This is a genomic window from Archangium sp. (assembly GCF_057119385.1).
On record NZ_DBNGVP010000040.1, the window covers coordinates 1 to 22,214 of the forward strand.

Below are 22,214 nucleotides of genomic sequence, written 5' to 3' on the forward strand. Positions count from 1 at the left end.
GTCCGGATAGCAGTCCAGGGCCGGGCTTCCGTCACACCACCAGCCGTAGTTGACGGTGTTGCCGGAGGTGTCCGTCACACTGCTCACACCCCAGCGGTACGTCCCCTGCGCCGTCTGGAAGAGGGGCACGTAGCTCCTGCGCGTTCCATCCTTGTCCCACGACGTCCACGTGTTCGCCGCCGCGTTGTATTGGATGCGCTGGTAGCTCTCGATACGGGTGGCGTGCGTGCCTCCCGTGGTGCAGCTCGGACTGGAGCTGCCCGCGGGGCACGCCACCAACTCCTGCCCGTCCAGCACGAACAGGTCCGCTCCGTCATAACGGGGCACGCCCTTGCCGGGGCTGGCCCGGACGATGGTGGAGAACCCCTCCAGGCTCCAACCGACTCCCGCGGCCCCGCTGCCTCCCGCCGAGCTGTAGGTGAGCCGCAGCGACGGCTCCAGTCCGTGGAAGGCGGGCACGGAGAGCGGCTCCGAGGCGGTGAACGCTCCGTAGTACGTATCCACCGACGAGGACTGGTTCGAAGGCGCATCCGCCAGCACCAGCCCACCCACGAGCCCGGTCCACAACGCGAGCGCGCGGGATACCGGTGCACCGAGAAGACGGTTTTTCATGACCCCTCCTGCTGAGGGGGAAAATGCTAGTATAAGTGGATTCACCTATGGTGAAGTATTCAGCAGCCGACGCATCCACCCCAGAAGGCACCCCGGTGCTTGCGCTAGGATGGGCCGGCCCCCCTCCCGGGAGACGATGACGCGATGAAGAAGCGCTTCCTGCTGGTGGCCGCCGCCCTGCTCGTGCTGGCCATCGCGGTGGTGGTGACGGAGCTCCAGGAGCCGCCGCGGCACACGCCCGAGCCCACCGCGCCGCTCACCGATGTGGCCGGACCCGCGCCCGTGGTGCCGGTCTCCGCCCGCGAGGAGCCCCCGCGCAGGCTGGCGGAGCGCCCTGCCCCCGCGCAGCCCGGCGCGTCCCCGGAGACGGCCGCGCTGGCCCCGGTGCCCGAGGTGCCTCCCACCCGCGTGGTCGCGCCCTCGCTCATGCCCGATCCGGCCCATCCGCCGCAGTGGACGAAGCCGCTGGCCCTGCCCTCCACCCCCTCGCCGCCGGATCCCTCCATTCCGCCCCCCATCGCCGTGGACCCGGAGCGCGGGCGCCGCACCCAGGCGCAGTGAGGAGCATCAGGCACCATGAGCAGGAAGAAGGCAGCAGCCCAGCGGCGCCGCGAGCAGCCCGAAACGACCCCCGCGGAGCAGCTCCCCCACGACACGGCCCGGCCCGAGGACACGCCTACGCCCGCGCACCGGCGCACGCGCCTCCTCCAGGCCCTGTTCTCCGCCGCCCTGCTCGCGCTGGCGGCGCCCCCCCTGGACCTGTGGCCGCTGGCGCTGGTGGCGCTGGTCCCCCTGCTGCTGGCGCTCCGGAACGCCACGCCCATGCAGGCCCTGGCGCCCGCCTGGCTGTGTGGCTTCGCCATCAACCTCATCGGCTTCCGCTGGGGCTACGCACTGCTCGACCGTTTCGGCCACCTGCCGGCGTGGGTCCGCGTGCTGGCGCTGGTGTTGCTCGCCGCGTACCAGGCCAGCGTCTTCTCCCTCTGGGCGGGGCTGGGCACCCTCCTCACGCGCTCGGCCCGCGTGCCCTGGCTCGTCTCGGTGCCGCTGGCGGTCGTGGTGGCGGAGAGCGTGCTGCCCTTCCTCTTCCCGTGGAACCTGGGCGTCACCGTGTGGCGGGCCTGGCCGCTGATCCAGGTGGCCGAGCTCGGAGGCGCGCCCGCGGTGTCCGCGCTCGTGGTGCTCATCAACCTCACCCTGCTGGAGGCCGGGCTGGCCCTCCGGCACGGGCGGCCCCTCCCCCGGCCGGTGCGGGTGGCGGGCACGGTGGTGCTCGCGGTGGTGGCCGCCGGACTGCTCCGGGCCACGCACGTGGCGATGGCGCGCGCGGCGGCGCCCAAGGTCCGGGTGGGCATCGTCCAGCCCAACGCCGGCACCGTCACCGCCGAGGATCGCAAGCACCGGGGAGAGCAGTACCTGGCCACCCTGCGCCAGTCCACGCAGCAACTGGCGCGCGACGGCGCCGAGCTGGTGGTGTGGCCCGAGTCCGCCTTCCCCTACCTCTTCGATCGGCAGCTCCCCCGGGAGTACGCGCCCGGGCACCCGTGGGAGCTGCGGCCCGGCTTCCAGGGGACGCTCCTCTTCGGCGCGCTCAGCCACACCTTCGGGGGCTCGCTCATCCACAACAGCGCCGTCCTGGTGTCACCCGACGGCCGCATCACCGGACGCTCCGACAAGCGCCGGCTCTTCCCCTTCGGCGAGTACGTGCCCTTCGCGGCGCGCTTCCCCGAGTGGGCCCGGGAGGTGCGCGCGCGGCTGCCGGACTCGCCGGACATCGAGCCGGGGGAGCAGGCCCGTCTGCTGGTGAGCGGCCCGCTGCGGATCGCCCCCCTCATCTGCTACGAGGACATCCTCCCCTTCGCCGTCCATCCGCTGGTGCGGGAGAAGCCCAACCTCCTCGTCACCCTGGCCAATCACGCCTGGTTCGGAGATGGGGATGCGCCGTACCAGGCGCTCGCCCTGGCCACGCTGCGCGGCGTGGAGGCCCGGAGGGATCTGGTGCGCGCTGCGAGCACCGGCGTCAGCTCCGTGGGGGACGCGCTCGGGCGGGTCCAGGCGCACACGTCACTCCAGCTGGAGCCCGGAGCACCCGAGGTGTTGATGGGCGAGGTGGCCCTGGTGGAGCTCTTCGCGCTCGGACCCTACCTCGCCCCCGTCTTCCCCTACGCGTGCGCGCTGGTCCTGGCCTTGCTGGCCCTGCTCGGGGGCTCACGCCGGACCTGACGCAGAAGCCCCCGCGCTGCCCCGGATGCGCTGCTCGTGCTCGAGCAGCCACTGTTTCGTGGGCACGCCTCCCGCGTACCCCGTGAGCTTCCCGCTCGTCCCCACCACCCGGTGGCAGGGGACGACGATGGAGAGCGGATTCCTCGCGTTCGCGGAGCCCACGGCCCGCGACGCCCCCTCCCGGCCGATGTGGCGCGCGAGGCCCGCGTAGGACCACGTGACGCCCAACGGAATCTCCCGCAGGGCCTTCCACACCGTCTGCTGGAAGGGCGTCCCCACCGGCTCGAGCGGAAGCTCGAAGGACATGCGCTCGCCCGCGAAGTACTCCTCCAGCTGCCGCCGCGCCTCCCGCAGCACCGGATGCGACTCCCCCTCGCTGGCCACGAGCGTGGGCGCCCGCTTGTGGTTCTCCAGGTAGATGGCGATGAGCGCCCCTTCGTTCGCGTACAGCCGCAGAGGGCCCACCGGGCTCTTCAGCGTCGTGGTGTACAGCTTCATCCGCCTGCTCCTTCCGAAAGAGAAGTCCAGAGGTGTATCGCCGCGTAGGAGCGCCAGGGCCGCCAGGCCTCGGCCCGCGCACCGGCCTCCTTCGCCGTCACGTCTCCGAGTGCCTTGCGAATCCCCAGGTCACTCGCGGGAAAGGCATCGGGCCAGCGCAGGGCCCTCATGGCCACGTAGTGCGCCGTCCAGGCCCCGATGCCCGGCAACGCCTCGAGCGCCGCCATCGTCTCGTCCACATCCGCGTGCCGGTCCAGCCGCACCGAGCCGTCCGCCACCGCCCGCGCCACCGCCAGCAGGCTCCTCGCCCGCGCCCCCGGCATTCCCAGCTTCGCCACGTCGTCCTCCGACGCCGCCGCCAGCGTCTCCGGCAGCGGGAACAGCCGGGACACCTCCGCCTCCGGACCGTCCACGGGCTCGCCGAAGCGCGCGACGAGCCTCCCGCTCAGCGTCGTCGCCGCGCGCACCGAGACCTGCTGCCCGAGGATGGCGCGCACCACCAGCTCGAAGGGCTCGAAGGCCCCCAGCACCCGCAGCCCCGGGTGCGCCCGGACGTGCTTCGCCAGGAGCGCGTCCCGGCCGAGGCACTCCGCGATGACCTCCGGCTGCGCATCCAAGTCGAAGAGCGCCCGCAGCCGCGCCGCCACCTGCATCAGCACGCCCGCCAGCGACAGCGAGACCTCGGCCAGCAGCGCGGGGCGCTTCGGATCCTTCCGCACCGTCAGCCAGCCCGTCCTGCCCCCCAGGCGCACCGTGCGCCGGTACTCGGCCTCCCCCGCGTGCTCCACGCCTGGAATCGCGCGGCCCCGCAGGAAGCGCAGCAGCTGCTCCCAGTCCAGCGGCGGGCGATAGTCCAACCGCAGCACGAGCGCACGCGCTCCCACGCCCTCGTCACTCGCGCGCCGCAGCTCCGAGGGTGGCCGGCCGAAGCGCTCCTGGAAGAGCGCGTTGAAGCGACGGACGCTCTGGAAGCCACTGGCGAAGGCGACCTCGGCCAGCGGGAGCGTGGTGTCCTGGAGCAGCTGCTTCGCCAGCGCGAGCCGCCGCGACTGCGCCAGCTCGACCGGAGAGACACCGAGCTCCGCTTCCATCGCCCGGCGCAGATGCCGGCTGGTGACCCCCAGCTCCGCCGCCAGCTCCTCCAGGGATGACTCGTTGAGACAGCCCCCCTCGATGCGCGCCACCGCGGCCGCCACGAGCCTCGGCACCGAGTCCACCGGCGCGCTGCCCGGAGCCAGCTCGGGGCGGCACAGCAGACAGGCCCGGAAGCCCGCGTGCTCGGCCTCGGCGGCCGTGCGGTAGAAGGCACAGCGCTCCCGCCGGGGCGTCCTCGCCGTGCACACCGGCCGGCAGTAGATGCCCGTCGTGGACACCCCGACGAAGAAGAGCCCATCGAAGCGCCGGTCTCGCGCGGTCAGGGCCCGGTAGCAGGTCTCGGTCTCCAGCGTCTCCATCACGGGGCTTTCGTAGCGTGGCCGCCCGCCCCTGTCTGGCCGTTTTCGGACCTGACCGCGAAAATCGGGTCGCCCCCTCCGTCAGTGGTTGGTCGGCAGGAGCACCTCTCCCGCCCTGCGCTCGACTTCGTCGGACGGGATGAGCTCGATGGGCCCCTTCACCGCCAGCGCCTCGCTCCGGGCCTTGAGCACCTCCTCGATGGCCTCCCTGGCGCCATAGGGCGCGTCCAGCACGCCGAGGCACGCGTCCAGGTCGCCCTTCAAGGCGGCGGCGTTGGCGTACCGCTCCTCGGGGTGGCGGCGCAGCAGCTTGTGGAGGATGAGCCGCACGGGCTCCGACACCCGCCGCATCAGGTGATCGATGTGCTCGGGAGTGAAGGCCGCGGCACGCCGGGCCATCTGCTCCACCGTGGTCCAGCTGGGCACCTCGCACACCCAGGGCAACTCCCCGTCGTAGCCCGGGTGGCCCGGAGGGAGCCGCTCGGCGGCCTGCTCCACCTCGTCCGAGCCATAGAGCTGCAGGCCGGTGATCATCTCCAGCATCACCATGCCCAACGAGAAGAGATCCGCGCGGGAATCCGCCGTGACGCCCGGCATGGGGAACAGGCGCTCCGGGGCGGCGAAGTCGATCTCCCCCTGGAGGATGAACGGGACGGCCGGCGCGCGCCGGGGCAGCAGGGAGGCCGCCGACATGAAGTGGGCCAGCATCACCGTGCCATCGTTCTTCACGATGATGTTGTAGGGGTCCACCGACTGGTGGAGGACGCCCAGAGGCCGGCCGGCCGCGTCCGTGAGGGTGTGCACGTACGACAACACCTCCGCCACCGAGGAGGCCACGTAGAGCGTGAAGGCCTCGGAGAGCTGACGTCCGCGCACGCTGCCGTAATGCCCCGCCATGTTCAGGCTGATGCCCGTCACGTACTCCGTCACCAGGTAGCGGCCGCCCCGGTATTGGAACAGCCCGTGGTGACGGGGGATGGCCGGGTGCGACAACAGCGCGCCCAGATCCGCCGCGTCCTCGAGCCGCGCATGGCTCGTCCAGTCGGCGGACGCGGTGACCATGGCCACCTCCACCAGGGGCCCGTCCTTGTCCCCGGTGCGAGGCAGGCACAGGAAGCGTTTCTGCTCACCCGGCCCATGCGTCAGCTTCCGCAGCCGCAGATACCCCGTGTCCCCGTGGGAGAACAGGACGGGGCGCTTCTTCACAGAGGGGGCGGGCTTGCGCGAATCAGCGTCAGACATGAAGACACTCCTCTCCCGTCACGGCGGTGCCAGACGGCCCCACCCGGGAGGTTGAAGACAGGGGAAATGGTGTGAAGGTGCGCCGGAGGCTACTGTAGACATTCACCCCAAGGGAACGACCTGTGGGGTTGTGCCTGGGCTCCCCCGCCTCGCGGGCGCTTGCCAGGCGCCTCGTCACCCCAGCGGCCTCGTTTTCCCGGACGGCCAGCGGCCAGGGGAGCGCCCTCGGCCGCCCGGCAGGGATGCTCACGAGAGAGAATCTCCCGCCCTCCCAGTGCGTTGGAGCTTGTCCTGAATGAGCGAGCACATCGACGGGACCTTTTCCAGCCGGCTCGGCCCCGCCCTGTACGAGCGGGCTTCCTACCTCCTGCCCGGAGAGCCGGAGGACCTCTTCGCGGGCGGCGGAGAGATGGGTGCGCACATGCGTGCCTTCGATTGGGCCGCCACCTCCCTGGGCCCCGTGGAGGGCTGGTCCCAGTCGCTGCGCAGCGCGGTGAGCATCTGCCTCAACTCGCGCTTCCCCATCCTCATCTACGCCGGGCCGGAGCTGCTCGTCCTCTACAACGACGCCTTCATCCCCTTCTTCGGCCGCAAGCACCCGGAGCTGGCCCTGGGCCGTCCGGGCCGCGAGGCCTGGCCCGAGGTCTGGCACGTCATCGGCCCCATGCTGGAGGGCGTCCTCGCCACGGGCCGGGCCACGTGGGCAGATGATCTGATGCTCGCCATCAACCGGAATGGTTACCTGGAGGAGACGTACCGGACCTTCTCCTACAGCCCCATCGGCATCGAGGCGGGCCGGGTGGAGGGCGTCTTCACCGCGGTGAACTTCACCACCGAGCGCGTCATCGGCGAGCGGCGGCTGCACACCCTGCGGCAGCTCGCCGGGCACGTCAGCGAGTCCCGGACGCCGGAGGAGGCCTGCCGTCAGGCGGCTCGCACCCTCGCGGCCAACCCCGCGGACGTGCCCTTCGCGCTGCTCTACCAGTGGGACGAGCCACGCGCCCAGGCCACCCTGGTGGCGAGCACGGGGCTGGAGACGGAGGTGGACGCCAGCCGCTGGCCCCTGGCGCACGTGGCGGCCACCGGACGCGTGGAGGTGCTCACCGACGTGCGTGCGCGCTTCGGCGATCTGCCGGGAGGTCCCTGGGACGAGTCGCCGCACACGGCGGTGCTGCTCCCCATTTCCCGGCCGGGACAGAAGGTGCCCTATGGGGTGCTGGTGGCGGGCGTGTCTCCACGACAGGCGCTGGACGACTCCTACCGGAGCTTCTTCGAGATGGCCGCCGGACACGTGGCCTCGGCCGTGGCCAACGCGCGAGCCTATGAGGCGGAGCGCCGGTACGCGGCCGAGCTGCGCCGCCGCGTGGAGTTCGAGCAGCAGCTCATCGGCATCGTCAGCCATGACCTGCGCAACCCCATCAACGCCATCACCCTGGCGGCCCACGCCCTGCTGCGGCGCGAGGAGCTCGACGCCCGCGCCACCAAGTCCGCCAGCCGCATCCTCGCCTCGGCCGAGCGCGCCGCGCGGATGATCCGCGACCTGCTCGACTTCACCCAGGCCCGGCTGGGCGGAGGCATCTCCCTGGAGCGCCGGCCCACGGACCTGCGGCACCTCGTGGACCAGGTGCTGGACGAGCTGGGCGTGGCCTGGCCGGAGCGCCACCTCGAGGTGCGCCAACGCGGCTGCACCACGGGGGAGTGGGACGCGGACCGCATGGCCCAGGTGGCCTCCAACCTGGTGACCAACGCCCTCAAGTACAGCCCCGCGGACACGCCCGTGCGCGTGGAGCTGCGCGGCGAGAGCGACGGCGTGGAGCTGCGGGTGCACAACGACGGGCCGCCCATTCCGGCCGACCTCCTCCCCCGCCTCTTCGAGCCGCTCCAGCGCGGCACACCGCAGGTGGACCGGGCGAGCCGCAGCATCGGGCTCGGCCTCTACATCGTGAAGCACCTGGTGGAGGCGCACGGGGGCACCGTGGCCGCGCAGTCGGGCCTGGGCCGGGGGACGACCTTCACCGTGCGGCTGCCGCGCTCACCGGGTGCCCTCACCCACCACTGACGCCCGCGCCTGCTCGAGGCTCGCGGCGCAGCGGAAGCCGAAGTGGTGGAAGATGGGCCGGTTGGCGGGCACGTGGGGCCGCCGGTACACCGACGTCGCGTACGAGGCTGGCCAGAACCACGAGCCGCCTCGCACCACCTTCTCCGTGTGGCCCGGGCACGGCTCGCGTCCCTCGCACGGGCCCTTCGGGTCCACCCCCAGGCACGCCTCGCCACAGGCCTTCCACGAGGGCGTGTACCAGTCCGCCACCCACTCCCAGGCATTGCCCGCCATGTCGTAGAGCCCGTACGGATTGGGCGGCCGCGTGCCCACCGGCTCCGGACGTCCCACGTCGGCGTGCGTCCTCGAGCGCTGCTTCTTCCCGCAGCTGCGCCCCCGGCTGTCCTGGATGACGGCGCGCTCGCAGGTGGCCGGCTCGTCGCCCCACGGGTAGAGCCGCCCATCCGTTCCCCGCGCCGCCTTCTCCCACTCGGCCTCCGTGGGCAGGCGCTTGCCGTGGGCCTCGCAGTAGCCCTTCGCGTCGTACCAGCTCACCCCGTTGATGGGCTGCCGGGGGTTGTCGAAGTCGCGGTAGTTCGGCCCGCCCTTGCCGCACCGGCCTTCCTTCTCGCAGGCCTTGTACTCGCCGTACGTCACCTCGTGCGTGTCCATGTAGAAGGTTTGCACCCAGACCTCCGCCTGCGGCTTCGCCGGTGCGTGCTTCCCCGTGTTCACGCCTCGGAGGAAGGGACCTCCGGGGATGCAGGCCATGCCCGGCACCGGCGCCTCGAGGCAGGGCAGCACCTCGGGCGCCCCGGGGAACGGAGCCGCCGCCCCGGCCACGCCCGCGCTCCCGAGTCCGAGCACCAGGAGGAGCCACATCGCTCTACTCACTGCCGCGCCACCCTTCTCATCCGCTTCTCGAGGAGCTTCTGCTTCCACGCCTCGCGCGCCTCGCCGGGCCCCATGTCGAGCCGAGACAGACCACGCGGCTGCCCGGTGTCCGGCGCGTACCGGAGCATCATGCGCACGTCCCGCGTCTTCCGGTCCTCCAGCCAGGCCCGGAAGCTCGAACCCGACTGGGTGTTGTAGTGGTAGTAGCTGCCCTTCACGTGGGTGATGCCCCGCTGGCCGCTCGTGCGCACCACCACGCTGTGCTCGTCCAGCGGGAGCGCGCGCATGTTGCTGCGGTAGTTCGCGTCATAGGGGAAGTACTGCTCGGCGTTCGACAGGTAGACCACCCCCATCTTCCTCCCCGCCTGTTTCGTGACGCGGCCGAGGGCGGCCACCGTGCGCTCGGCGGTGAGGTCGCCCCGCACGACGAGGACCCTGTTCCCCTCATGGAGGCCGCGGATGTGCGCGTAGTCGTCCGCATCCACCAGGAAACAGGGCAGCGAGGCCTTCTTCATCTGCTCCACCACGCGCTTCAGCCGCCGCTCCACCGCCCAGCGCGCGGTGCCGTACGCCCGGAGCAGCTGCGCCCGCTCGAACCGGGTACCGCCTTTCTCCTGGATGAGGCGGCGCACCTCCGCGCGGCTCTCCCGCCGCCACAGGCGCAGGAACTCCTCGGGCGTCTCCGCCGCGAGGAACATGAGGCGGTAGACGCGGTGGAGATCCACGATGGACTGATCGAAGTCCATCAGCACGAGAACCTCCGCGCGGGCCCAGGCCGCCAGCAGGTAGTTCTGGTCCGAGCCCACCCCCAGGTAGACGCCCCGCTTGTCCTTCACCGCGTCATGGAAGAGCCCGAGGTGGTCCTCGTTGGAGATCCAGTAGTGGGTGTCGCGGACGAGCTCGGCCGGGGTGGGATCCGAGGGCAGCCGGGTGGAGCCGGTGAGCTCCAGCTCGGGCTCACTGGCCACTGCCACGGCGCTGGCCAGGAGGACGACGAGGGCGAGGACACGCATCGCGGGCATGATACCGCGCCCCGCGTGATACGCTCGGACCGGGGGCCCGTATGTCGGCGCATCTCCTCGCCTCATCCGTCGTCGCGCTCATCGTGGCGCTCTTCAACGGCCTGCTGGCCGGCTACGTCCTCGCCTCCGCCCGGCGGGAGCGGCGCGGGCTCTTCTTCGCCTGCGGCCCCACCGGCGTCGCCCTCTTCGCCGCCGGGTGGTTCGTCGTCCTCCTGCAGCCCCGGGCCCGCGAGTCCGTCCGCGTGGCCGTCGGGCTCGCCGCGCTGCTGTCCGTCTCCGGCTTCATCGCCGATGCCCTCGTCGAGCTCGGACCCACCCGGGTACGCCGCTGGCTCTCGTGGGCCCTGGTGCCCACCGGGCTGGCGCTCCTCGGGCTGTCGGCCGGGGTGGCCATGGCCTTCGGGCAGCCACTGCTGGCGGTGTTTCCCCAGGTGCTGGGACTCGCCGGCGTGGGTCTGCTCGGCGGGCTGCGCTTGCTGCTGTGCCGCCATGAGAACGCCTCCATCCGCCGGCTCTCCCGGCACCTGACGGCACTCATCGGCGTGTCGCTGCTCGTCTGCCTGCTCCGCACGGTGCTCGAGCTGTTCCAGGGGACGCCCGCCGGCAATGGGGTGCTGCTGTGCATCGTGCTCGCCGCCGAGATGGCGACGCTCAGCTACATCCTCCACGAGCGGGTCGCCGTGCGGTTGCCCGTCTCCCGGGCCCTCACCCACGCGGTGCTCGCCATCGCCGTGGCCTGCGCCGTCGTCGCGGTGTTCCGATTGCTGGGCTACCCGGTGGACCTCGTCCAGGTCTCCGTCTCCGTGGGGGTGGCGCTCGTGGCCTCCCTGCTCTTCATCGGCCTGGGCGAGCAGCTCAACCGGGGCATCGAGCAGCTCCTGTTCCCCAAGCAGGCGCGGCTCTCCGAGCAGCTCTCGGCCTCCCGCGCCGAGGCGGCGGCCCTGCGCGGACGCCTGGAGCGCGCCGAGCGGCTCGCCATCGCCGGGGAGCTGGCCGCCTCCGTGGCCCATGAGATCAAGAATCCGCTGGCCGCCGTGCGCGGGTACGCCGAGCTGCTCTCGGGACAGGGCGGGCATGTCTCCGCCGAGCACCGCGCCCGCTTCGAGAAGGCGGTCCGCATCATCCGCGAGGAGAGCGATCGCATCGACGCGCGCGTCGCCGAGCTGTTGAGCCTCGGCCGGGCGCCGCGGGGTGAGAAGGGGGCGGGTCCGCTCGACGTGTCGCGGATTGTGTTGGAGGCGGTGGCGGTGGCCGAGGGCGAGCCGGACTTCCCCACGCTCGTGCCCCGGTTGGATCCGGACTTGAGGGCCGTGGGCGACGAGGACGCACTGCGCGGGGTGCTGCTGAACCTGTTGAAGAACGCCGCCGAGGCCATGCGGGAGGCTCGGGACGGGCGCATCGAGGTCGTGGCCCGGTGTGAGGAGGGCCGCGTCGTCGTCGAGGTGCGCGACGAGGGCCAGGGGCTCGAGGCCGTGGATCGCGAGCGGCTCTTCCGGCCCTTCTACACGACGAAGGCGGGTGGAACGGGGCTCGGGCTCGCCATCTCGCGCTCGGCCATTGAGTCCGCGGGTGGGACGCTCGGGCTCCTGCCGCGTCAGGACAGGCCAGGCGCCGTGGCCCGCGTGGAGCTGCCCGTGGCGCCAGCGGGCCCCGGCCCGGCGAGGGAGGACGTGCGATGACGGTGGATGCCGCGGTGGACGGGCCCGAGGTGGCCCTCGTGGAGGACGAGCACAACCTGCGCGAGCTCTACCAGGACGTGCTGGGCGCGCGCGGGCTGAGGGTCGTTCCGCTCGACTCGGTGGCGGCCGCGGAGGCGTACCTCTCGCGGCATGCGCCGGACCTCCTGCTGCTCGACGTGAAGCTGGGCGATGGCGATGGGCTCGTGTTGCTCGACCGGCTGCGCCAGCGGGGACTGCGTACGCCCGTCATCGTGATGACCGCGTTCGGCACCGTGGAACGGGCCGTCCAGGCGCTGCGCGCGGGCGCGGCCGACTTCCTCGTCAAGCCGTTCCCCAACGAGCGGCTCGTCTCCTCCGTGGAGGCCGCGCTGGAGGCGGGACGCCGGCTCGTGGAGCTGGAGCTGGCCGCGCCCACGCTCGCCCCGGACTCGGACACCGGCCGCGCGCTCATTGGCGCCGATGGCGGACTGCGGGACGTGGCCGCGCTCCTTCCCCGCGTGGCCGCCTCGGATGCCACCGTGCTCGTGCGCGGCGAGTCCGGCACCGGCAAGGAGCTCGTCGCCCGCGCCATCCACGCCGCCTCGCCCCGGCTCGATGGGCCCTTCGTCTCCGTCAACTGCGCCGCCCTGCCCCCTTCCCTCCTCGAGTCCGAGCTGTTCGGCTTCGAGCGCGGCGCCTTCACCGGTGCCCACTCCCGCCGCAAGGGGCTCATCGAAACGGCCGAGGGCGGCACGCTCTTCCTCGATGAGATTGGCGACATGTCCCTGGAGGCCCAGGCCCGTCTGCTCCGCGTGCTCCAGGAGCGGGAGATCACCCGCATCGGCGGGCGCGAGACCGTCAAGGTGGACCTCCGCGTCATCTCCGCCACCCACCGCGACCTGGATGCCATGGCCTCCAGCGGGCAGTTCCGCTCGGACCTCCTCTACCGGCTCGCCGTCATTCCCATCCACCTGCCTCCCCTGCGCGAGCGCACGCGCGACATCCCCGGCCTCATCGAGCACTTCCTGGAGAAGCACGCCCAGCGCAAGGGGCTCACGCCTCCCAGGCCGGATGCGGAGACCTTGCGGCGGGCCCTCGCCTGGACCTGGCCCGGCAACGTGCGCGAGTTGGAGAACTTCGTCGAGCGGGCCGTGGTGCTCGGGCACTTCGACTCCGAGTCGCTCCGCGCTCCCCTGACTCCGCGCGGGGCGCTGGCTCCCGTTCCGGCTTCGGCTCCGGCTCCGGCGGAGGTGACGGCGGTGGGAGAGGGGCCCACCGTGCAGACGCTGCGCGACGCCGTCGCCAGCGCCGAGCGCGCCGCCGTCATCGCCGCCCTCCAGGCCGCCAGGGGCCAGAAGACCGCCGCCGCCCGACTCCTCGGGATCAGCTACAAGACCCTCTTCAATAAAATCCATGAACACGGCATCCGCGAGGAGCTCCACATCGGCTGAGCGGCTCGCCGTTCCAGGGATACCTGTGTAACGCCTTACATACCTCTGACCCGCGCCTCCCAGGTGCACTGCGTCACGCGAGTGGTTTGACGCGGGTGGGAGAACGGGCTCGGGCACCCTCACCCCGTCCCTCTCCCGAGGGGAGAGGGGATATTGGGAGGGAATTGGGCGGAGATTTGGAGTGACGAGGGCGGGGTTCCGGGCACGGGGCTTGCTCAATCCCGGGTCGCGCGATGTCGCGCACCTGAGGAGGCCTCATGGGCTCTGCATCTCCCACGGCGGCGGTGGGCCGCCTGGACCTGATTCATTCTCTCCTGCGCGCGGTGGACCGGCCCGCTCGTGAAGCGCTCGACATGGCCCGGCGCCCACTCGCCGCCACCCTCGCACCGGCACTGCTCGGCATCTTCCTCGTGGCCGCTTCTTCCGCCGCCGCGGGCTTCGTCTCCTCCACCGGGCTCCGGTTCATCCCGAAGCTCGATGCCCTCCGCGCCGTCTTCGAGGCCCTGCTCGTCGTCGTCCCCGGCACCCTCGTCTTCGCCATCTACCTGCGCCTGCGCCTCACCACCCGCGTCCTGCTCGCCGCCACCGCTATCGGGCTGCTCGCCGCCGGGCTCGTGGCCACCTGTGTCATGCCCCTCATGGCCTTCCTCGTGCTCGTCTCCCGGGACGCGCCGCTCGTCCTGGCCCTCCCCGCGGTGTTCGTCCCCGGGCTCGCGCTCGCCACCCTCGCGGCCCTTCCCGTGCGCGTCATCACCTCGCTCGACTCCTCGCGGGCCGCCTGGTGGATGTCCCGGGCCTTCGCCTTCTTCCTGGGCGCCGTCTTCCTGCTGCGCGTCCACGCCTCCTTCCTCTCGCTCTGACCCTGACGAGGTCTTCCATGCAAGCCATGTCCCCGACTGTCACGCTCACCGCCGAGCCCCTCACGCCGTTCATGCCCTGGTCCGTGGAGGAGCGCGCGCCCCTCTCCGAGCCCGCCGTCCCCGCCGAGCCCGAGCGGCAGCTCCTCGTGGAGCTCCTGCGCGAGCCGTCCTCCATCGTGGAGCGGCTGCTCGATGCCACGCGCCTCCAGGGGCTGGTGGTCGGCTCGGTGGGAGTCATCGCCGTGAGCACGAGCGCCTTCGCCGCCACGGCGAGCGCCGCGCGCGGCCACGGAGAGGACTGGGCCCTGCCAGCGGCACTGGCGTCGATGAACGTGCTGCTGGCGCTCGCGGCGTCGCTGGGCCCCATCTACGCGGCGAGCATCCTCGTGGCGGCGCGAGTCCCCCTCGCGCGGCTGGTGGCGGCACTGTTGGCGTCGGCGGCCACGGGCTCGCTGCTGCTCGCGGGGCTCGCGCCTCCGCTCTACCTGTTGTGGCGGCTGGATGCCGAGTGGGCGGGGCCGCTGCTGCTCACCGCGGCGTTCCTCCTGTCCGGATGGGCCGCGGGTGCGCGCATCCACCGGCTGCTGAGCCTGTTGGCCGAGTCCGTCACCCGCGCCGCGCTGGGAAACCCCACCGCCGTGCTGTCCTCCGAGGACGCGTACCGCGTGGGCATCCTCGCGCGGGTGTCCTGGATGATGGTGGCGTTCACCTCGGGCCTGGGCTTCTGGGCCTTCAACGCGCTGGGCTGAAGGAGGACGGACCATGACGGCACTCGTGATTCTCACGGCGTATGCGGTGCTCGGAGCGGTGGCGGGGGCCTGTGCCTTCGTCCAGAGGCGGGGGAGCCCGCTCGCGGAACGGATGGGACAGGCGCTGCTGGCCCTGGCCCTCTGGCCCTTCCTGCTCCCGGTGTTGCTCAGTCCGGGAGAAGCCGCCCTCCGCGTGGAGCGCGGCCACCAGAGCGCGCGGGCCCGGCGGCTGGACGAGGTGACGGGGCGGCTCGAGGAGTGCTGGAGGCAGGCGGCGGTGGAGAGCACGTGGGCGGCGGAGCAGGCGCGCGAGCACCGGTTGCTGGACGGGTTCGTCGGGCGCCTGCGGACGCAGGAGCGGCGGCTGCTGGAGATGGAGGCGGCGCTGGCCACCGCCCCGGCGAGCGTGAAGGAGCGGCTCACCCGGCTGTACGAGCACGCCGCGGCCGAGCTGGAGCACAGCATCGGGCTCGTCGAGGAGCTGGCTGCCCAGCTCACGCTGCTGCGCTTCTCCGGGCTGGGCAACCCGTCCGCCACCCGCGTCGAGCGCAGCCACATCGAGGAGCTGCTGCTGCGCATCGAGGCACTCGCGGAGGCCTCCCAGCCAGGCCCGAGCGAGGCACCGCCCCCGGCCCAGGTGGCCCGGGCGTAGCGGACTGGCTTCCGGGCTACCGCGACACTTGCAGTGATTCAATCGGGAGGAAGCTGGCGCAACGCCTGAGCGGCCTCATCGAAGACCTTGGCGAGAATCGGCTCCGCCGGTCGATTGACCTCGAGAAGAGGAATGTCCTCGCGCTGTCCCACGTGCTGGAGCACGACGGCGGCGCCGAGGCTGCAATTGGGAGACAGGGCCGCGACCAGCCGCCGGGCCAGAGCGCGCAGCTCGGCACGAGCCTCGCTTGGGAGCGCGGGCAGCAGGCGCTCCCGGTGAAGGAGCAACAGGGTGAACAGACGGTCACAATGGTAGGAAGCAGGACCTTTGTGCCCAACGGCTGTTTCGGCGAGGGCGTGAGCCGAGGAGATGAACGCGGGGAGGACGGCGAGCAGTTCGTCCGGGATGTCCTCCTCGAGAAGCGTGAGGACTCCCGTCTTGTGCTCCAACGGCACCGATGGCTCGAGGGCCCAGACGCGAAGTTCCTCTGGCGACTTCTCCAGGAGCGCCAGCAGGCCATGCAAGGAGCGTGAAGCGGCTGGCGCGAGCCGTTGAAGGGCTTGCTGGACGATGGGAATGAGCTCCGGGTGACGTCCGCGCCAGAGAGCGCGCGCCACCGTGCTCACCTCCGAGTGTTCTGGTCTGGGACTGGCCACCAACCGGTGCAGTCCGCGCACCAGACTCGCCCGAGCGCCTGCGTCCTCCAACCGCCCGAGCGCCTGGGTGATGACTGTCGCCACGGACTCACCATCATAATCCCCACGCGCTTCTTCCAGGGCCAGTTGCCGCTCGAGACGCCTCGCGCTGGAAGCGCCTCCCAGCTCGCCCAGGGCGAATGCAGCCGTCTGGCGAACGAGCGCATCCGCGTCCTCGAGCATGGCTTCCAGCAGGGCCCCGATCTTTCGAGGCTGCGCACCCCATTGGGCCACCATGGCACGGGCTCGAGCCTCGTCCCCATCGTGAAACACCGTGACCAGTGTCTCCTTCCACTGCTTCATGTCTGGCTCACGCGCCATGCTCAGCCCGTTTCCCCCATTGATATGCCCCACGTCCAAGCACTCGCCGAGGCCTCCCAGCCGCCAGGGGAGGCTCCGGGCGCTTTGTCCCGCAACTGGTCCGATAGTCGGACCAGTTGGTACGAAGCGCGACCGGAAGGTGCCTTGTTCTTTGCTGCGAGAGTACCCCTGACGGGACTTTTCCCACCCGGCCTGGTCCGAGCGAGATGCCGCCTCCGGCCCAGGTGGCGCGGGCGTAGCCAGGAAGGCGTCATTGTCATCCAGCAAGCAAAGCTCGGAGTGGAGGGGAACCCCGGGCCGGGGTAGATAGGCCCCATGACGCCAGACGAGCAGGACTTCCTGCGCAGGTTCTTCCGAGCGGTCGCCGACCGGCCCATTGAATTCAATGGGCGCGACGACCAGCGCTACGTGAGAATCTACTCGGATCCGAACTTCGAGGAGCACGATCCCGTCAAGCTGCTGATGCGCTCCATCGAGTACTCGACGGGCCAGAGCGTGCAGCTGCTCTCCGGCTTCCGCGGCAGTGGGAAGAGCACCGAGCTGCGCCGGTTGCGGAGCAAGCTGGACGGTCGCGGGGTCTACAAGGTGGCCCTGGTCGACATCGAGGACTACCTCAGCCCCTCGCAGCCCATCGACGTGAGCGACTTCCTCATGGCGCTGGCGGGCGGGCTGGGGGATTCGCTGCTCGAAGCCGAGCACCTGACGGGAGACCCGGCCCACGAGGGTTATTGGCCGCGGCTCGTCAACTTCCTCACACGCACCAACATCGAGGTTCCGGAGATATCTGCGGGCCTGACCGCCGGTGCCTCCACTCCGGACAAGTCCGTCTCCACCGGAGCTTCCGCGGGTCTCAAGGCCACGCTCAAGAGCGACCCTTCCTTCCGAGAGAAGCTCCAGAAGCGCATGGCGGGCCACCTGGGCGCCCTGACCCGGGACGTGAGCGCCTACGTCGAGGAGTGCGTCAAGAAGGTCAAGGACCGGTATGGACCGAACACCGAGGTGGTGCTGCTGGTGGACTCCATGGAGCACATCCGTGGCACCTTCACCAATGCCGCGGCCGTGCAGGACTCGGTCATCAACCTCCTCGTCCAGCACAGCGACAAGCTCCACTTCGACTACCTGCACGTCGTCTACACGGTTCCCCCGTACCTCAAGATCCTGCAACCCAATCTCGGGTCCCTCTATGAGCCGGGCGGCCTCCAGATGATTCCGACGCTGAAGGTGCGGCTCAAGGACGAGCAGCGGACGCCCTTCCAGCCCGCGCTCGACCTGCTGGAGAAGCTCATCTCGGAGCGCGGTGACTGGAAGCGGCTGCTGGGGCCGCAGTCGCGGGCGGTCGTGGACGAACTGAGCCTGCTCTCCGGGGGCCACCTGCGTGACCAGCTGCGGCTGTTCGCGGAGATCATCCGCCGCGCGGACAAGCTACCCGTGAGCAGGGCCGTAGTGGACGCGGCCATCCAGCAGAACCGCAACGGGTTCCTGCCCATCTCCGATGAGGCGGCCATCTGGCTCGACATGATCGCCAACAGCCATGATGTAGCCCTGAAGAGCAATGAGCGGCTGCACGAGCTGGCCGGCTACTTCGAGGCGCATCTGGCGCTCAACTACCGCAATGGCGCGGACTGGTACGACATCCATCCCCTGGTGCGTGATGTCGTGCGGCAACAGGCGGAAGTGGCCAGGACGCGGTGGGCAAAGAAGGACTAGGCGACATGCGCCCTCCTGATGAGGTGGGGCTCGGCCCCGAGGGGGAGCAGGATTGGCTGCGCCTGCGCCGCCAGGTGGAGTGGTCGGAGGACTTCTGGCTCTGCTTCATCTTCGCCCCCTCGCCACTCGCGACAGGGGTTCTCCGCCAGCGCACGGAACGCCTGCTGCGTGGACAGACGCGCCGTCTGAACCGGTATGAGCCCTCGCGACCGGAGGAGTTGCCCGCAGTGCTCCGGGAATTGCTCACCCAGGAAGCGAGGGACGTCGGTTGCCACTGGATCGAAGCGCTGCATCTCGACTCGGGGACGCAACCCGAGGGACCCTGGCATCAGGCTTGGATGGAGCTGGTCGTCCTGATGAATGAGCGCCGGGATGCCTTGCGCCGCCACCTGCGGGGAGGGCTCGTGCTGGTGGCTCCTCCCCGGCTGAAGCCCTACTTCCGCCAGATGGCTTCGGATCTCTGGTCGGTTCGAGCCATGGACATCGAGCTGTTGCCCGCGGCGGAGCCCGCTGAGGCGCGGGAGTGGCCGGGATTGGATCGACGGGAGGCAGGCGCCTCTGACAGCGAGGACAGTGGCGCCATTCCCGACGCGGACTTCGCTCTCACCGAGCTGCAACGGATTCAGTCTGGGAACCTGAAAAGCTATCAGGCGCTGGCCTCTGTGCTGACCCGAGCCACGGAAGGATTGCTTGCCACCGGGAGGGTGAGCGAGGCCCTCGAAGCGGCGCGGCAGGCATGGGAGCGCATCCGCAATCGTGTTCAGGAAGACCCGCTGAGCAGTGCCAGAGTTCTTCATGCACTGGCCATGTCGGAAGAGGCCGAGGGGGATTTCGCGACTGCGGCAGAGCACCTGGAGCAAGCCGTTGAACTCACGCGTGGGCAGACGGATAGACAACGTCTCCTCTGGCTCGATGGCCTGGGGCGGTTGGCTTACATGCGGCGGGATTTGAGAGAAGCGAATCGTGCATATGAAGAGGCGCTCTCCCTCTGCCGCCAGCGCAGCCAGATTCAGGGGGATACACCAGAAGCGCTGCGCGACCTCTCCATCTCGCTCGACAGGGTGGGAGACATCCGCCGGGCTCGCGGGGAGCTGTCGGCGGCGGCTGAGGCCTACGAGGAGTCCCTGGCTCTGCGGCGCCAGTTGCGCGAGGTGGTGGGACAGACGCCGGAGGCGCTTCGCGACCTCTCCATTTCGCTCAACAACGTGGGCGACATCCGCCGGGCTCGCGGGGAGCTGTCGGCGGCGGCCGAGGCCTACGAGGAGTCCCTGGCTCTCATCCGCTTGGTGCGCGAAGCGGTGGGACAGACGCCGGAGGCGCTTCGCGACCTCTCCGTGTTGATCGAGAGGGTGGGAGACATCCGCATGGCTCGCGGGGAGCTGTCGGCGGCGGCTGAGGCCTACGAGGAGTCCCTGGCTCTTTCGCGACAGTTGCGCGAGGTGGTGGGACAGACGCCTGAGGCGCTGCGCGACTTCTCCATTTCGCTCACCAGAGTGGGAGACATCCGCATGGCTCGCGGGGATCTGCCGATGGCGGCCGAGGCCTACGAGGAGTCTCTGGCTCTCATCCGCTTGGTGCGCGAGGTGGTAGGACAGACGCCGGAAGTGCTGCGCGACCTTTCCGTGTTGATCGAGAAAGTGGGAGACATCCGCATGGCTCGCGGGGAGCTGTCGGCGGCAGCTGAGGCCTACGAGGAGTCCCTGGCTCTTTCGCGACAGTTGCGCGAGGTGGTGGGACAGACGCCGGAGGCGCTTCGTGACCTCTCCGTGTCGCTCAACAACGTGGGAGACATCCGCATGGCTCGCGGGGAGCTGTCGGCAGCGGCCGATGCCTACGAGGAGTCCCTGGCTCTTTCGCGCCAATTGCACGAGATACTTGGCGATATTCCACAGGCGAATCAGGATCTCCGTTATTGCCTCACCCAGGCCGCCGCTGCACGTCAGGCTCTCGGCAACGAACCTGGGGCCCAGGCCGCCTGGGACGAGGCGGATGCGCTGGCTCGCCAGTCAGAGTGAAATCCCAACCAGGCCCTCGGCCCACGGGCGCGCATCTCAGTGAGCCAGAAGTTGGCGGGGTTTTCCAACTGGAGCGCTGGCGGGCTCGCCCAACGCAAAGGGAACATCCGCTCTCCGGCGGACACTCAGTGGAGCGAGCGGCCCTTTTTGTTCTTTCTCGGACGGCCAGAGCGGCGTTGACTGCCGCCCATGAGCATCTGGTCGAAGAAGAGCATCGCCCAATTGCAGCGTGAAGAAGGGGGGCACGAGCTGCACCGCACGCTCACGGGCTTCCAGCTCGTCCTGCTGGGCGTGGGCGCCATCATCGGCGCGGGCATCTTCGTGGTGACGGGCACGGCGGCGGCCCAGCACGCGGGGCCCGCCATCCTCCTGTCCTTCGTCCTCGCGGGGGTGGGCTGCCTCTTCGCCGGGCTGTGCTACGCCGAGTTCGCCGCGATGATTCCCGTGGCCGGCAGCGCCTACACCTACGGCTACGCCACCCTCGGCGAGCTCGTCGCGTGGATCATCGGCTGGGATCTCATGCTCGAGTACCTCTTCGCCTCCTCCACGGTGGCGGTGGGCTGGTCCGGCTACTTCACCGCCTTCCTGCGCGACTACCTGCACCTCCAACTCCCGGTGGCCCTGACGAGCGCCCCGTTCGACGTGGCACCGGGCTCGCACATCCCCCACGCCACCGGAGCGATCGTCAACCTGCCGGCGGCGCTGCTGGTGGCGCTGCTCACCGGGCTGCTCGTCGTCGGCATCCACGAGTCGGCGCGGCTCAACAACATCATCGTCTTCCTGAAGGTGACCGTCGTCCTGCTCGTCATCGGCTTCGGCGCGTTCTACGTGCGGCCCGAGAACTGGAGGCCCTTCATCCCGGAGAACACGGGCACCTTCGGGCACTTCGGCTGGAGCGGGATTCTCTCGGGAGCGGGCGTCATCTTCTTCGCGTACATCGGCTTCGATGCCGTCTCCACCGCGGCCCAGGAGACGCGCAATCCGCAGAAGGATCTGCCGGTGGGCATCCTGGGCTCGCTCGCCGTCTGCACCGTGCTGTACATGCTCATGGCGCTGGTGATGACGGGCGTGGCGCACTACAGCACCCTCAACGTGCCCGAGCCCGTGTACGTGGCCATCGCCCAGGCGGGGCCGGCGCTGTCCTGGTTGCGGCCCCTCATCAGCCTGGGAGCCATCGCGGGCCTGGCCTCGGTGGTGCTCGTGTTGCTGATGGGACAGCCGCGCATCTTCTACGCGATGGCGCGCGACGGCCTGCTTCCCCACTTCTTCGGCCAGGTGCACCCGCGCTTCCACACCCCCTATGTCTCCACGCTCATCACCGGCGTGGTGGCCATGGTGGTGGCGGGGCTGTTCCCCATCGGCCTGCTGGGGGAGCTCGTGTCCATCGGCACGCTGTTCGCCTTCGTGGTGGTGTGCGCGGGCATCCTCGTGTTGCGCTACCGGCGGCCGGAGCTGCCCCGGCCCTTCCGCACCCCGTTCGTTCCCGTGGTGCCCGTGCTCGGCATCCTCACCTGCGGCTCCCTCATGCTGGGCCTGGGCGTGGCCACGTGGTTGCGGCTCGGCGCGTGGATGGCGCTCGGGTTGGTCATCTACTTCGGCTATGGCCGCAAGCACTCGCGCGCCGGCCACGGGGACACCACCCCCGCCGAGCCGCCGCCCCCCGACCTCGGCGGTCCGCTCTGACACACCCGGGCCCGGTGCGCTTCGCCATGACGTGTGCGAAGACGGGACGCCGGACACCACTCGTTGACGTCAACGAGCAATGCAGACAGATGTGTGATGCTCATTGACGTCAACGAGTGACGCGAGGCGAGGCGCTCCAGGCGTCCCGTGCGTTGGAGGGCCGCTGAAGCTGGAGTTGATTGAAGGCACCACCCTGGACGCGTGGGGACTGGCCCCCGGGCGCACCATGGGTGAGGTGGTGGACCGGGTGCTGGAGGTGGTGTGCGGCCTGGCGGTGGTGCACGAAGCGCGGGTGGTGCACCGTGACGTGAAAGAGGCCAACATCCTGGTGCACCAGCGCACGGGCCGTGCGGTGCTGGTGGACTTCGGTGCGGGCTACCACGAGGGAGACCCCACGCTGACGAAGGGGATGTTTCCCCCGGGCACGCTGCCCTACCGCG

Annotated in this window: 19 protein-coding genes; 12 read left to right on the forward strand and 7 right to left on the reverse strand. The window is 70.5% G+C overall.

The features are described from left to right. A partial coding sequence (locus tag AC16DP_RS09610; protein ID WP_483956681.1) for a SpvB/TcaC N-terminal domain-containing protein occupies positions 1 to 612 on the reverse strand: 612 nt, incomplete at its 3' end. Between the two features lie 144 nt (positions 613 to 756). On the opposite strand from AC16DP_RS09610, the gene AC16DP_RS09615 reads away from it, so the two are divergent. Together AC16DP_RS09615 and lnt are read left to right on the forward strand one after the other, a co-directional pair. Next, entirely contained in the window at positions 757 to 1,173 is a 417-nt protein-coding gene (locus AC16DP_RS09615) for a hypothetical protein (RefSeq protein ID WP_329734810.1), read from the forward strand. A gap of 15 nt (positions 1,174 to 1,188) precedes the next feature. After that, complete coding sequence (lnt, locus tag AC16DP_RS09620; RefSeq protein WP_329734809.1) at positions 1,189 to 2,835, forward strand: apolipoprotein N-acyltransferase; 1,647 nt, start codon at positions 1,189 to 1,191, stop codon at positions 2,833 to 2,835. On the opposite strand, the gene AC16DP_RS09625 is transcribed toward lnt, so the two are convergent. The 3 genes from AC16DP_RS09625 to AC16DP_RS09635 all read right to left on the reverse strand — a co-directional run bounded on the left by AC16DP_RS09625 (position 2,821) and on the right by AC16DP_RS09635 (position 6,029). Continuing rightward, the gene (locus AC16DP_RS09625) at positions 2,821 to 3,333 is read right to left on the reverse strand and encodes a methylated-DNA--[protein]-cysteine S-methyltransferase (protein ID WP_329734808.1); all 513 of its coding nucleotides are present in this window, start codon (positions 3,331 to 3,333) and stop codon (positions 2,821 to 2,823) included. The two genes, lnt and AC16DP_RS09625, sit on opposite strands and share 15 nt — an antisense overlap. Then, a complete protein-coding gene (locus AC16DP_RS09630; protein ID WP_329734813.1) occupies positions 3,330 to 4,787 on the reverse strand; it encodes an AlkA N-terminal domain-containing protein in 1,458 nt (485 codons plus the stop codon). The genes AC16DP_RS09625 and AC16DP_RS09630 overlap by 4 nt, the downstream gene beginning before the upstream one ends. Positions 4,788 to 4,868: 81 nt before the next feature. Then, entirely contained in the window at positions 4,869 to 6,029 is a 1,161-nt protein-coding gene (locus tag AC16DP_RS09635; protein ID WP_329734807.1) for a serine/threonine protein kinase, read from the reverse strand. Between the two features lie 295 nt (positions 6,030 to 6,324). Between AC16DP_RS09635 and AC16DP_RS09640 the strand changes: the two genes are divergently transcribed. Beyond that, positions 6,325 to 8,088: a sensor histidine kinase gene (locus AC16DP_RS09640; RefSeq protein WP_329734806.1), complete on the forward strand. Its 1,764-nt coding sequence runs from the start codon at positions 6,325 to 6,327 to the stop codon at positions 8,086 to 8,088. On the opposite strand, the gene AC16DP_RS09645 is transcribed toward AC16DP_RS09640, so the two are convergent. Together AC16DP_RS09645 and AC16DP_RS09650 are read right to left on the reverse strand one after the other, a co-directional pair. After that, on the reverse strand, positions 8,062 to 8,949 hold the full coding sequence (locus AC16DP_RS09645; protein WP_329734805.1) for a formylglycine-generating enzyme family protein: 888 nt from the start codon (positions 8,947 to 8,949) through the stop codon (positions 8,062 to 8,064). The two genes, AC16DP_RS09640 and AC16DP_RS09645, sit on opposite strands and share 27 nt — an antisense overlap. Before the next feature lie 8 nt (positions 8,950 to 8,957). Beyond that, entirely contained in the window at positions 8,958 to 9,983 is a 1,026-nt protein-coding gene (locus AC16DP_RS09650; RefSeq protein WP_329734804.1) for an LIC_10091 family protein, read from the reverse strand. A gap of 41 nt (positions 9,984 to 10,024) precedes the next feature. On the opposite strand from AC16DP_RS09650, the gene AC16DP_RS09655 reads away from it, so the two are divergent. The 5 genes from AC16DP_RS09655 (at position 10,025) to AC16DP_RS09675 (ending at position 15,353) form a co-directional block, all read left to right on the forward strand. Beyond that, a complete protein-coding gene (locus AC16DP_RS09655; protein ID WP_329734803.1) occupies positions 10,025 to 11,662 on the forward strand; it encodes a sensor histidine kinase in 1,638 nt (545 codons plus the stop codon). Then, positions 11,659 to 13,092, forward strand: a complete 1,434-nt coding sequence (locus AC16DP_RS09660; protein WP_329734802.1) for a sigma-54-dependent transcriptional regulator — start codon at positions 11,659 to 11,661, stop codon at positions 13,090 to 13,092. The genes AC16DP_RS09655 and AC16DP_RS09660 overlap by 4 nt, the downstream gene beginning before the upstream one ends. Positions 13,093 to 13,349: 257 nt before the next feature. Then, positions 13,350 to 13,952: a hypothetical protein gene (locus AC16DP_RS09665; RefSeq protein ID WP_329734801.1), complete on the forward strand. Its 603-nt coding sequence runs from the start codon at positions 13,350 to 13,352 to the stop codon at positions 13,950 to 13,952. A gap of 17 nt (positions 13,953 to 13,969) precedes the next feature. Beyond that, entirely contained in the window at positions 13,970 to 14,701 is a 732-nt protein-coding gene (locus tag AC16DP_RS09670) for a hypothetical protein (protein WP_329734800.1), read from the forward strand. Between the two features lie 13 nt (positions 14,702 to 14,714). Then, the gene (locus AC16DP_RS09675) at positions 14,715 to 15,353 is read left to right on the forward strand and encodes a hypothetical protein (RefSeq protein WP_329734799.1); all 639 of its coding nucleotides are present in this window, start codon (positions 14,715 to 14,717) and stop codon (positions 15,351 to 15,353) included. Positions 15,354 to 15,391: 38 nt separating this feature from the next. Here AC16DP_RS09675 and AC16DP_RS09680 read toward each other — a convergent pair whose 3' ends face one another. After that, entirely contained in the window at positions 15,392 to 16,369 is a 978-nt protein-coding gene (locus AC16DP_RS09680) for a HEAT repeat domain-containing protein (protein ID WP_483956682.1), read from the reverse strand. 315 nt (positions 16,370 to 16,684) lie between these two features. Here AC16DP_RS09680 and AC16DP_RS09685 point away from each other — a divergent pair, with 315 nt between their 5' ends. The 4 genes from AC16DP_RS09685 to AC16DP_RS09700 form a co-directional block, all read left to right on the forward strand. Continuing rightward, the gene (locus tag AC16DP_RS09685) at positions 16,685 to 18,076 is read left to right on the forward strand and encodes a hypothetical protein (RefSeq protein WP_329734797.1); all 1,392 of its coding nucleotides are present in this window, start codon (positions 16,685 to 16,687) and stop codon (positions 18,074 to 18,076) included. Then, positions 18,058 to 20,091, forward strand: coding sequence for a tetratricopeptide repeat protein (locus AC16DP_RS09690; RefSeq protein WP_483956683.1), 2,034 nt, complete (start codon positions 18,058 to 18,060; stop codon positions 20,089 to 20,091). Before AC16DP_RS09685 ends, AC16DP_RS09690 begins: the two co-directional genes overlap by 19 nt. A 189-nt stretch (positions 20,092 to 20,280) precedes the next feature. After that, on the forward strand, positions 20,281 to 21,774 hold the full coding sequence (locus AC16DP_RS09695; protein WP_329734795.1) for an amino acid permease: 1,494 nt from the start codon (positions 20,281 to 20,283) through the stop codon (positions 21,772 to 21,774). A 175-nt stretch (positions 21,775 to 21,949) separates the two neighbouring features. Next, positions 21,950 to 22,214, forward strand: a 265-nt coding sequence (locus AC16DP_RS09700) for a protein kinase domain-containing protein (protein ID WP_483956684.1), incomplete at its 3' end; no start/stop codon positions are given.

Bases quoted from the DNA above. Each gene is read 5' to 3' on its own strand.
- AC16DP_RS09615 (WP_329734810.1), top strand. From the start codon at position 757: ATGAAGAAGCGCTTCCTGCTGGTGGCCGCCGCCCTGCTCGTGCTGGCC.
- lnt (WP_329734809.1), top strand. From the start codon at position 1,189: ATGAGCAGGAAGAAGGCAGCAGCCCAGCGGCGCCGCGAGCAGCCCGAA.
- AC16DP_RS09625 (WP_329734808.1), bottom strand. From the start codon at position 3,333: ATGAAGCTGTACACCACGACGCTGAAGAGCCCGGTGGGCCCTCTGCGG.
- AC16DP_RS09630 (WP_329734813.1), bottom strand. From the start codon at position 4,787: ATGGAGACGCTGGAGACCGAGACCTGCTACCGGGCCCTGACCGCGCGA.
- AC16DP_RS09635 (WP_329734807.1), bottom strand. From the start codon at position 6,029: ATGTCTGACGCTGATTCGCGCAAGCCCGCCCCCTCTGTGAAGAAGCGC.
- AC16DP_RS09640 (WP_329734806.1), top strand. From the start codon at position 6,325: ATGAGCGAGCACATCGACGGGACCTTTTCCAGCCGGCTCGGCCCCGCC.
- AC16DP_RS09645 (WP_329734805.1), bottom strand. From the start codon at position 8,949: ATGTGGCTCCTCCTGGTGCTCGGACTCGGGAGCGCGGGCGTGGCCGGG.
- AC16DP_RS09650 (WP_329734804.1), bottom strand. From the start codon at position 9,983: ATGCCCGCGATGCGTGTCCTCGCCCTCGTCGTCCTCCTGGCCAGCGCC.
- AC16DP_RS09655 (WP_329734803.1), top strand. From the start codon at position 10,025: ATGTCGGCGCATCTCCTCGCCTCATCCGTCGTCGCGCTCATCGTGGCG.
- AC16DP_RS09660 (WP_329734802.1), top strand. From the start codon at position 11,659: ATGACGGTGGATGCCGCGGTGGACGGGCCCGAGGTGGCCCTCGTGGAG.
- AC16DP_RS09665 (WP_329734801.1), top strand. From the start codon at position 13,350: ATGGGCTCTGCATCTCCCACGGCGGCGGTGGGCCGCCTGGACCTGATT.
- AC16DP_RS09670 (WP_329734800.1), top strand. From the start codon at position 13,970: ATGCAAGCCATGTCCCCGACTGTCACGCTCACCGCCGAGCCCCTCACG.
- AC16DP_RS09675 (WP_329734799.1), top strand. From the start codon at position 14,715: ATGACGGCACTCGTGATTCTCACGGCGTATGCGGTGCTCGGAGCGGTG.
- AC16DP_RS09680 (WP_483956682.1), bottom strand. From the start codon at position 16,369: ATGGCGCGTGAGCCAGACATGAAGCAGTGGAAGGAGACACTGGTCACG.
- AC16DP_RS09685 (WP_329734797.1), top strand. From the start codon at position 16,685: ATGACGCCAGACGAGCAGGACTTCCTGCGCAGGTTCTTCCGAGCGGTC.
- AC16DP_RS09695 (WP_329734795.1), top strand. From the start codon at position 20,281: ATGAGCATCTGGTCGAAGAAGAGCATCGCCCAATTGCAGCGTGAAGAA.